8 protein-coding genes are annotated in these 9,145 nt (G+C 62.4%); 1 reads left to right on the plus strand and 7 read right to left on the minus strand.

From position 1 onward, the window contains the following. Positions 1 to 21 precede the first annotated feature (21 nt). The 7 genes from M2497_RS07145 to M2497_RS07175 form a co-directional block, all read right to left on the minus strand. Positions 22 to 1,446, minus strand: a complete 1,425-nt coding sequence (locus tag M2497_RS07145) for a gamma-aminobutyraldehyde dehydrogenase (protein WP_248486575.1) — start codon at positions 1,444 to 1,446, stop codon at positions 22 to 24. A 169-nt stretch (positions 1,447 to 1,615) separates the two neighbouring features. Further along, positions 1,616 to 2,425, minus strand: a complete 810-nt coding sequence (locus M2497_RS07150) for an ABC transporter permease (RefSeq protein ID WP_025856826.1) — start codon at positions 2,423 to 2,425, stop codon at positions 1,616 to 1,618. Beyond that, a complete protein-coding gene (locus tag M2497_RS07155) occupies positions 2,415 to 3,344 on the minus strand; it encodes an ABC transporter permease (RefSeq protein ID WP_248486576.1) in 930 nt (309 codons plus the stop codon). Before M2497_RS07155 ends, M2497_RS07150 begins: the two co-directional genes overlap by 11 nt. Position 3,345: 1 nt before the next feature. Then, a complete protein-coding gene (locus tag M2497_RS07160) occupies positions 3,346 to 4,380 on the minus strand; it encodes an ABC transporter ATP-binding protein (RefSeq protein ID WP_248486577.1) in 1,035 nt (344 codons plus the stop codon). Between the two features lie 138 nt (positions 4,381 to 4,518). Next, positions 4,519 to 5,670 (minus strand): putative ABC transporter substrate-binding protein YdcS, encoded by a 1,152-nt coding sequence (gene ydcS, locus M2497_RS07165; protein ID WP_248486578.1) that lies wholly within the window; start codon positions 5,668 to 5,670, stop codon positions 4,519 to 4,521. A 71-nt stretch (positions 5,671 to 5,741) separates the two neighbouring features. Continuing rightward, the gene (locus tag M2497_RS07170) at positions 5,742 to 7,199 is read right to left on the minus strand and encodes a gamma-aminobutyraldehyde dehydrogenase (protein ID WP_248486579.1); all 1,458 of its coding nucleotides are present in this window, start codon (positions 7,197 to 7,199) and stop codon (positions 5,742 to 5,744) included. Positions 7,200 to 7,331: 132 nt separating this feature from the next. Next, positions 7,332 to 8,243: a LysR family transcriptional regulator gene (locus M2497_RS07175; RefSeq protein WP_032891728.1), complete on the minus strand. Its 912-nt coding sequence runs from the start codon at positions 8,241 to 8,243 to the stop codon at positions 7,332 to 7,334. 168 nt (positions 8,244 to 8,411) lie between these two features. Here M2497_RS07175 and M2497_RS07180 point away from each other — a divergent pair, with 168 nt between their 5' ends. Next, the gene (locus M2497_RS07180) at positions 8,412 to 9,119 is read left to right on the plus strand and encodes a tellurite resistance TerB family protein (protein ID WP_248486580.1); all 708 of its coding nucleotides are present in this window, start codon (positions 8,412 to 8,414) and stop codon (positions 9,117 to 9,119) included. Positions 9,120 to 9,145 lie beyond the last annotated feature (26 nt).

The following is a 9,145-nucleotide window of genomic DNA, read 5'->3' on the forward strand; positions in this document are numbered from 1 at the left end:
GAAGGATGCCGGGTTGAATCGTCAGTGCTTGAACATCACATGCCGCACGGTGGTGTAGTCCTCCAGCCCGTACATGGACATGTCCTTGCCATAGCCGGACAGTTTCTGACCGCCGTGAGGCATTTCGCTGACCAGCATGAAGTGGGTGTTCACCCAGGTGCAGCCGTACTGCAGACGTGCGGCCAAGCGATGGGCGCGTCCTACATCGGCGGTCCACACGGACGAGGCCAGCCCGTAGTCCGAATCGTTGGCCCAGCCCAGCACCTGAGCTTCATCGTTGAACTTGGTCACTGATACCACCGGCCCGAAGACTTCGCGGCGCACGATCTCGTCGTCTTGTTGCGCGTCGGCCAGTACGGTGGGTTCAAAGAAGAAGCCATTGCCTTCCACGGCCTTGCCGCCGGTCACCAGGCGAATATGCGGTTGTGCCACGGCCCGCTCGACAAACCCGGCGACACGGTCGCGATGCTGCGCGGTGATCAATGGTCCCAACTCGGTGGCCGGGTCATCCTGCAATCCATACTTGATACTGGCGACCGCCACGCCGAGTTTCTCGACAAACGCATCGTAGATATCGGCCTGTGCATAAATACGGCACGCCGCGGTGCAATCCTGCCCAGCGTTATAGAAGCCGAAGGTGCGAATGCCTTCCACGGCGGCGTCGATATCCGCATCGTTGAAGATGATCACCGGCGCCTTGCCGCCCAACTCCATGTGCATGCGCTTCACGCTGTCGGCGGTGCTGGAGATGATGTTCGCGCCGGTGGCGATGGAGCCGGTCAGCGACACCATGCGCACTTTAGGGTGCGTCACCAGTGGGCTGCCCACGGTTGGCCCACGGCCAAATACCAGGTTGAGCACACCGGCCGGGAAAATATCAGCGGCCAGTTCGACCATGCGCAAGGCCGTCAGCGGGGTTTGCTCCGACGGCTTGAGCACCACGGTATTCCCGGCGGCGAGGGCCGGGGCGATTTTCCAGGCGACCATCATCAGCGGGTAGTTCCACGGCGCGATGGACGCGATCACGCCCACCGGGTCGCGGCGGATCATCGAGGTGTGGCCGGGCAGGTATTCACCGCCGGCCGAACCGCTCATGCAGCGGCTGGCGCCGGCAAAGAAACGGAACACGTCGGCAATCGCCGGGATTTCATCGTTGAGCGCGGCGCTGTAGGGCTTGCCGCAGTTGTCCGATTCCAGCTTGGCCAGTTCTTCGCCGTGGGCCTCGATCACGTCCGCCAGTTTCAGCAGCAGCAGCGAACGATCCTTGGGTGCGGTTTGCGACCAGCCTTCGAAGGCCGCATCGGCGGCGCGTACGGCGGCGTCGACCTGGGCTTCGCTGGCTTCCTTGATTTCTACCAGTACGCGACCGAGCGCCGGGTTGAATACAGCCTGCGCCGGGCCTTCGCCTTCGACCAGTTGGCCGTTGATCAGTAATTTGGTTTGCATGGTTCAGCTCTCCACCAACTATCGTTATTTCCTTGAATAAACTGGCTCTAAATGTGGGAGGGGGCTTGCCCCCGATAGCAATCTTCCAGTCACACCCTCTACAACTGACCCACTGCCATCGGGGGCAAGCCCCCTCCCACATTTGAACCGTGTTCCTTCAATAGCATCGTTATTTGCCGCCACTCCCGGCCACGCTTTCACCGCCGCGGGTCAGGTAATAGGCACCGAGAATCGGGAACATCGTCACCAGCATCACCAGCATCGCCACCACATTGGTCACCGGCACGTCGCGTGGGCGGCTCAGTTGGTTGAGCAGCCACAGCGGCAAGGTGCGTTCGTGGCCGGCGGTGAAGGTGGTGACGATGATTTCGTCGAACGACAGCGCAAAGGCGAGCATGCCGCCAGCCAGCAGCGCCGAGCCCAGGTTGGGCATGATGATGTAGCGGAAGGTCTGCCAGCCGTCGGCGCCCAGGTCCATCGAAGCCTCGATCAGGCTGTGGGAGGTACGACGCAAGCGGGCGATGACGTTGTTATAGACGATCACCACGCAGAACGTCGCGTGGCCGACGATGATGGTGAACATCCCCGGTTCGATGCCCAGCGTCTTGAACGTCGCCAACAGTGCGATACCGGTGATGATCCCCGGCAGCGCAATCGGCAGGATCAACATCAGCGACACGCCTTGCTTGCCGAAGAACTCGCGGCGATACAGCGCCGCCGAGGCCAGTGTACCGAGCACCATGGCGATCAGCGTGGCGATGGCGGCGATCTGCAGCGACAGCTTGATCGCCTCCAGTACGTCCGGCCGCGCAAACGCCACGCTGAACCACTTCAGGGTGAAGCCCTGGGGCGGAAAGCTGAACGCGGCTTCTTCGGTGTTGAAGGCGTAGAGGAAGATGATCAGGATCGGGAAGTGCAGAAACACCAACCCGCCCCAGGCGGCGATCTTCAGGCCTAGTGAGGATTTTTCAGAGTGCATCGAAGGCCCCCAGGCGTTTGACGATGGACAGGTAAACCGCGATCAGCACGATGGGCACCAGGGTGAACGCTGCAGCCATGGGCATGTTGCCGATGGCGCCTTGCTGGGCGTAGACCATACCGCCGACGAAGTAGCCGGGCGGGCCGACCAGTTGCGGCACGATGAAATCGCCCAGGGTCAGCGAGAAGGTGAAGATGGAACCGGCGGCAATCCCTGGCACCGACAGCGGCAAAATCACCTGCATGAAGGTCTGGCGCGGTTTGGCGCCGAGGTCGGCCGAGGCTTGCAGCAGCGAGGGCGGCAAGCGTTCCAGGGACGCCTGGATCGGCAGGATCATGAACGGCAGCCAGATGTAGACGAACACCATGAAGCGCCCCAGGTGCGAGGTGCTCAAGGTACTGCCGCCCACGCCGGGGATGCCCAGCACGAACTGCAACACCGGCTCCAGGCCCAGGTGCTGCACGAACCACTGCGCCACGCCGCCCTTGGCCAACAGCAAGGTCCAGGCATAAGCCTTGACGATATAACTGGCCCACATCGGCATCATCACCGCGATGTAGAAGAACGCCTTGGTCTTGCCCGTGGTGTAGCGTGCCATGTAGTAGGCGATGGGGAAGGCCACGATGGCGCTGGCGATCGACACCACGATCGCCATGCTCAAGGTGCGCACGATGATGTCGAAGTTTGACGGCTGGAACAGCGCGGCGAAGTTGGCCAGGGTCAGGTCCGGCGTGACCGCCATGGTGAAGTCATCGAAGGTGTAGAAACCCTGCCACAGCAGGGTCAGCAACGAACCCAGGTAGATCGCGCCGAACCAGATCAGCGGCGGTATCAGCAGCATGGCCAAGTACAGGTTGGGCTTGCGGTACAGCAGGTTGGAAAACCTGCGCATCGGCGGGTGGGAAATAGCCAGGCTCATGTCACACCTCGCCTGCGCTGTCGGTCAGCGGGGTCATGGCTTCGCGCGCCCAACGGGCGGTGATGGACTGGCCGACCTGATGGCCGCTGCTGATGTCCAGCCACTGGTTGTTGGCCTGGCTGATGTTCAACGCCTGGCCGTTTTCCAGTTTCAGCTCATAGCGGGTGGCGCTGCCCTGGTACTGGATATCGTGGAGCAAACCGCTGATTTCCACTTCGCCGGCGCCCAGCGGGCCCTCGGCAAACCGCACGTGTTCCGGACGGATCGAAAACGGCTGCACGCTGCCGCTGAGGCGCTGGGCCAACTCGCCGCGAATCACGTTGGAGGTGCCGACGAACTCGGCGACGAACGCGGTGGCGGGTTTCATGTAGAGGTTGCGCGGGGTGTCGACCTGCTCGATGCGACCTTTGTTGAATACGGCCACGCGGTCGGACATCGACAGCGCTTCGGTCTGGTCGTGGGTCACGAAGATAAAGGTGATGCCCAACTGGCGTTGCAGCTTTTTCAGCTCGCTTTGCATCTGCTCGCGCAGCTTGAGGTCGAGGGCGCCCAGCGGTTCATCCAGCAGCAACACACGCGGGCGGTTGACCAAGGCGCGGGCCAGGGCCACCCGTTGGCGTTGGCCACCGGAGAGCTGCACCGGCTTGCGCTCGCCGTAGCCGCCGAGGGCGACCATGGCCAGGGCTTCTTCGGCACGGTTGAGGCGCTCGGTCTTGCCCACGCCCTTGACCTTGAGGCCGTAGGCGACGTTGTCGCGCACATTCATATGGGGGAACAGCGCGTAATCCTGGAACACGGTGTTCACATCGCGCTGGTACGGCGGCAAGCCGGCGGCTTCTTCGCCATGGATACGGATCGAGCCTGCGCTCGGTTGCTCGAACCCGGCGATCAGGCGCAGGCAAGTGGTCTTGCCCGAGCCGGAAGGGCCGAGCATGGAAAAGAACTCGCCGTCCTGGATATCGATGGAAACCCGGTCAACGGCTTTCACTTCGCCGAACTGACGGGAAACATGGGTGAATTGGACTGCAAGCGTCATGGTGCGGTGCTCCGAAAAGGCGCGGGTCGTCGCAGCGGCCCGGCCTGGACTTCTGAAAAAACAAAACATCTGTGAATGCGGTCAATGTGGGAGGGGGCAAGCCCCCTCCCACAGGAGACCTATGTTGTCTTGGAGACCTTAGCGGCCGCCCATGATCGCAATGTAATCCTGGGTCCAGCGGCTGTACGGCACGAACTTGCCGCCTTCCGCCTGCGGGGTTTTCCAGAAGGCGATCTTGTCGAACTGATCGAACCCGTTGGTCTTGCAGCCTTCGGCGCCGAGCAGTTCGCTTTCCTTGCACGCCGCAGGCACGGCTGGCAGCGAACCGAACCATGCGGCCACGTCACCCTGGACCTTCGGTTGCAGCGACCAGTCCATCCATTTGTAGGCACAGTTCGGGTGTTTGGCTTCGGCGTGCAACATGGTGGTGTCGGCCCAGCCGGTGGCGCCTTCCTTCGGAATGGTCGAGGCAATTGGCTGCTTCTCGTTCTGCAGGCCGTTGACCTGATACGGCCAGGCGCTGGAGGCCACCACGCCTTCGTTTTTGAAGTCACTCATTTGCACGGTGGTGTCGTGCCAGTAGCGGTGGATCAGCGGTTGCTGGGCGCGCAGTAATTCGAGCACGGCCTTGTACTGGGTTTCGGTCAGTTCGTACGGGTTCTGGATGGCCAATTCCGGCTTGGTCGACTTGAGGTACAGCGCCGCGTCGGCGATGTAGATCGGGCCGTCGTACGCCTGCACGCGGCCTTTGTTCGGCTTACCGTCCGGCAGGTTCTGCGCGTCGAACAGCACATTCCAGCTGGTGGGTGCGGTCTTGAATACGTTGGTGTTGTACATCAATACGTTCGGGCCCCACTGGTACGGCGTGCCGTAGGTTTGCTGGCCAACCACGTACCATGGCGCGTCTTTCAGGCGGGGGTCGATGTTCTTCCAGTTGGGGATCAGCGCGGTATTGATCGGCTGCACGCGCTTGCCGACGATCAGCCGCAGCGAGGCATCGCCCGACGCGGTCACCAGGTCATAGCCACCCTTGGCCATCAGGCTGACCATTTCGTCAGAGGTGGCGGCGGTTTTCACGTTGACCTTGCAGCCGGTTTCCTTCTCGAAACCGCTGACCCAGTCGTAGGCCTTGTCGCTTTCGCCGCGTTCGATATAGCCAGGCCAGGCGACGATATCCAGTTGGCCTTCACCGGCACCCACCGCCTTGAGCGGTTCGGCGGCCTGGAGGCTGGCGCTGGCCAGCAGCGCGGTGGTCAGGGCACTGAGCAGTGCGGTCTTGTGCGCGGACATGGGGGTTCCCTCTTCTTTAATTATGGTCGGGGCAGTTTTTGAACCGGTAACGCATGAGCTTAGTTGTTGTTTTAAAGATGCTGGCCGTGGCGCGCCATGATGTGCCGCACCACGCTGTAGTCCTGCAGCGAATCGCTGGACAGATCCTTGCCATATCCCGAGCGCTTCAAGCCGCCGTGGGGCATTTCGCTGACCAGCATGAAATGACTGTTGATCCAGGTGCAGCCGTATTGCAGGCGCGAGGCCACTTGCATGGCCTTGTCCAGGTTCTGGGTCCACACCGACGAGGCCAGGCCGTATTCGGAGTCGTTGGCCCAGTCCACCGCCTGTTCCAGTTCGTCGAAGCGCGTCACCGTGACGACCGGGCCAAACACTTCGCGCTGCACGATTTCATCGTTCTGTTTGCAGCCGGCCAGCAGCGTCGGCTGGTAATAGAAGCCCGCGCCGGAATGCACGGCGGCGCCGGTGATGCGTTCGATATGCGGCTGGCCGAGGGCGCGTTCGACAAAGCTGGCCACGCGGTCGCGCTGGCGTGTGCTGATCAGCGGGCCGAGTTCGTTGTCGGCGTCGCGCTTGCCGGCAAAGCGCAGGCTGCTCACGGCGGCGCCAAGCTCAGCGACCAGTTTGTCGTGGATACCGGCCTGGGCGTAGATGCGGCACGCGGCGGTGCAGTCCTGGCCGGCGTTGTAGTAACCGTAGGCGCGCACACCCTCGACCACGGCTTGCAGGTCGGCGTCGTTGCACACGATCACCGGCGCCTTGCCGCCCAGTTCCAAGTGCGTGCGTTTCAAGGTCTTGGAGGCGGCCTGCAGAATCTTCTGCCCGGTGACGATATCGCCGGTCAGCGAGACCATGCGCACTTTGGGGTGGCTGACCAGATGGCTGCCAACGCCTTCACCGCCGCCACACAAAATGTTGATCACACCGCGTGGCAACAACTCGTTGAGCGCCGGGGCGAGGGCGAGGATCGACAGCGGCGTGTGTTCCGACGGCTTGAACACCAACGTATTGCCGGCGGCGAGGGCTGGGGCGATTTTCCACGCGGCCATCATCAGCGGGTAGTTCCACGGCGCAATCGAGGCCACCACGCCAATCGGATCGCGGCGCACCATGCTGGTGTAGCCCGGCAGGTATTCACCGCTGAGTTGCCCGGTCTGGCAACGCACGGCGCCAGCGAAAAAGCGGAACACATCGACGGTGGCGCTCAAATCATCCTGACGCGCCAGGTGCAACGGTTTGCCGCAGTTCAGCGATTCCAGGCGGGCCAGGTAATCGGCTTGTCTTTCGATGGCGTCGGCAATGCCCAGCAGGATGTTCGAGCGTTGCTGCGGCGTGGTGCGCGACCAGCCGGCAAAGGCGCGGTGGGCGGCGAGGATCGCGGTTTCCACCTGCTCGGTGCTGGCTTCGGCGATCTGGGTGAGCACTTCACCCGTGGCCGGGTTGAGGATCGGCTCGGCAAAACCCTGGCCCTGGACCAGTTCGCCGTCGATCAGCAACGCAGTAAGCAGCGGGGTGGGCGCGCCGGACATTTTTCGCGATCTCTTTTCTTGTGTGGCCATGGGCGTTCTCTTACAAGGCGCCCGGCCTTCTCTTATGGATTAGCTGAGAGTAGAGGCCAGGCGCGAGGTCAACAAATACTAAATACTGAATGCAGCATTCGATTAAATAGATGGCTTGCGTGGGTGCGGCTGTTCGCGGGCGACCGTCAGGAACGGGTCCACCAGCGCCGGACGCGCCGTGCCACGGCGCCAGGCCAGGCCCACGTCGAGGGTCTGGCTGAGGTCGGCAATCGGCCGCGCTTCGATAATGTCGCCCTCCAGCGACCACGGGCGGTAGGTCATGTCCGGTTGGATCGACACGCCCAGGCCTGCTGCCACCAGGCTGCGCACCGCTTCGGTGGAGGCGGTGCGCAGGGTGACGCGCGGTTGCAGCCCCGCGCTGGTCCACAGGCGTTGGGCGTTTTGGCCCATTTCGTCAACGTTCAGCTGGATCAACGGCTCGCGCGCCACGTCGGCCAGGTTGATGCTGTCGTGCTCCAGCAACGGATGCTGTGCCGGCAGCCAAAGCCGGTGAGGGGAGTGGGTGAGCACTTCGGTCTGCAGGGCGTGGCGGTCTTCGAGGTTGGAGAGGATCAGTACGCCCACGTCGATTTCACCGCTGACCAGCAAGTGCTCGATGTACGGGCGTTCATCCTCCATCACGCGGATTTCCACGTTGGGATAGGCACGCTGGAAACGGGTGAGCAAGTCCGCGAGGTAGTAACCCGCCACCAGGCTGGTCACGCCGATGATCAACTGCCCGGCGACCTGATCGGTGCTCTGTTGCAGGCTGCGCTTGGCGTTGTCGACGGTGGCGAGGATCAGGTGCGCCTGGCGCAGGAACTGATGGCCCTGGTGGGTGAGGGTCATGCCCTTGGCGTGACGGTTGAACAGGTTGACGCCGATTTCCTGCTCCAGTTGCTGGATCGCCAGGGTCAGCGTCGACTGGGAGATAAACGCCGTCTGTGCGGCAGCGGAGATCGAGCCGGTCTCGGCCACGGCAATAAAGTGCCGGATTTGACGCAAGGTCATCATGCTGGAGTTACCAGTGGGGTGTTTTTATAGATTTACCCGAGTGTATATCGATTTAAGCGAAGGGCGACCGCGTTACATCTGGAAGCACTCTAGATCAGGGCTTTTTGGCACTTAGTTTTACGCTGGGGGCCTATTGGTCCTATGAACCCAAGTGTCTGGAGGCTGCGAATGAATACCCGTGGATTGCTCGATCAGTTGCTCAAGTCTGGCCAGGACATGCTGCAAAACAAGGCTGGCGGCCAGCGTAAACAGGACGACAAAGGTGCGCTGGGCGGTCTGCTCGGCGGTGGCGGCCTGGGCAGCCTGCTCGGGGGCGCCGGAGGCGGCGCCTTGGCGGCGGGGGCCATGGGCCTGCTGCTGGGCAACAAGAAGGCGCGCAAATTCGGCGGCAAGGCGCTGACCTACGGCGGTTTGGCAGCCTTGGGCGTCATCGCCTACAAGGCCTACGGCAACTGGCAGGCCAATCAGGCCAGCGCCCCCCAGGGCGAGCCACAGACCATCGACCGCCTACCGCCGGCCCAGGTCGAGCAACACAGCCAGGGCATCCTCAAGGCGCTGGTCGCGGCGGCCAAGGCCGATGGCCATGTGGACGAGCGCGAGCGTGCGCTGATCGAAGGCGAATTCACCAAGCTGGACAACGATCGCGAGCTGCAAAGCTGGCTGCACGCCGAACTCAACAAACCCCTGGACCCGGCCGACGTGGCGCGAGCTGCCGGCACCCCGGAAATGGCGGCCGAGATGTATATCGCCAGCGTGATGCTGGTGGATGAGGAGAACTTCATGGAAAAGGCCTACCTTGACGAGCTGGCCCGCCAACTGAAGCTTGAGCCCGGCTTGAAGCTGGAACTGGAAAAACAGGTGCGGCTGAACGCGTAAAGACGGGGCGTGCAGCGATCAAAATG

It is taken from the genome of Pseudomonas sp. CYM-20-01 (assembly GCF_023169845.1).
Classification (GTDB): Bacteria; Pseudomonadota; Gammaproteobacteria; order Pseudomonadales; family Pseudomonadaceae; genus Aquipseudomonas; species Aquipseudomonas azotoformans.

What these genes read in the sequence shown, in the direction of transcription:
- M2497_RS07175 (WP_032891728.1), bottom strand. Translation starts at nt 8,243, where the DNA reads ATGATGACCTTGCGTCAAATCCGGCACTTTATTGCCGTGGCCGAGACC.
- M2497_RS07180 (WP_248486580.1), top strand. Translation starts at nt 8,412, where the DNA reads ATGAATACCCGTGGATTGCTCGATCAGTTGCTCAAGTCTGGCCAGGAC.
- M2497_RS07150 (WP_025856826.1), bottom strand. Translation starts at nt 2,425, where the DNA reads ATGCACTCTGAAAAATCCTCACTAGGCCTGAAGATCGCCGCCTGGGGC.
- M2497_RS07170 (WP_248486579.1), bottom strand. Translation starts at nt 7,199, where the DNA reads ATGTCCGGCGCGCCCACCCCGCTGCTTACTGCGTTGCTGATCGACGGC.
- ydcS (WP_248486578.1), bottom strand. Translation starts at nt 5,670, where the DNA reads ATGTCCGCGCACAAGACCGCACTGCTCAGTGCCCTGACCACCGCGCTG.
- M2497_RS07160 (WP_248486577.1), bottom strand. Translation starts at nt 4,380, where the DNA reads ATGACGCTTGCAGTCCAATTCACCCATGTTTCCCGTCAGTTCGGCGAA.
- M2497_RS07145 (WP_248486575.1), bottom strand. Translation starts at nt 1,446, where the DNA reads ATGCAAACCAAATTACTGATCAACGGCCAACTGGTCGAAGGCGAAGGC.
- M2497_RS07155 (WP_248486576.1), bottom strand. Translation starts at nt 3,344, where the DNA reads ATGAGCCTGGCTATTTCCCACCCGCCGATGCGCAGGTTTTCCAACCTG.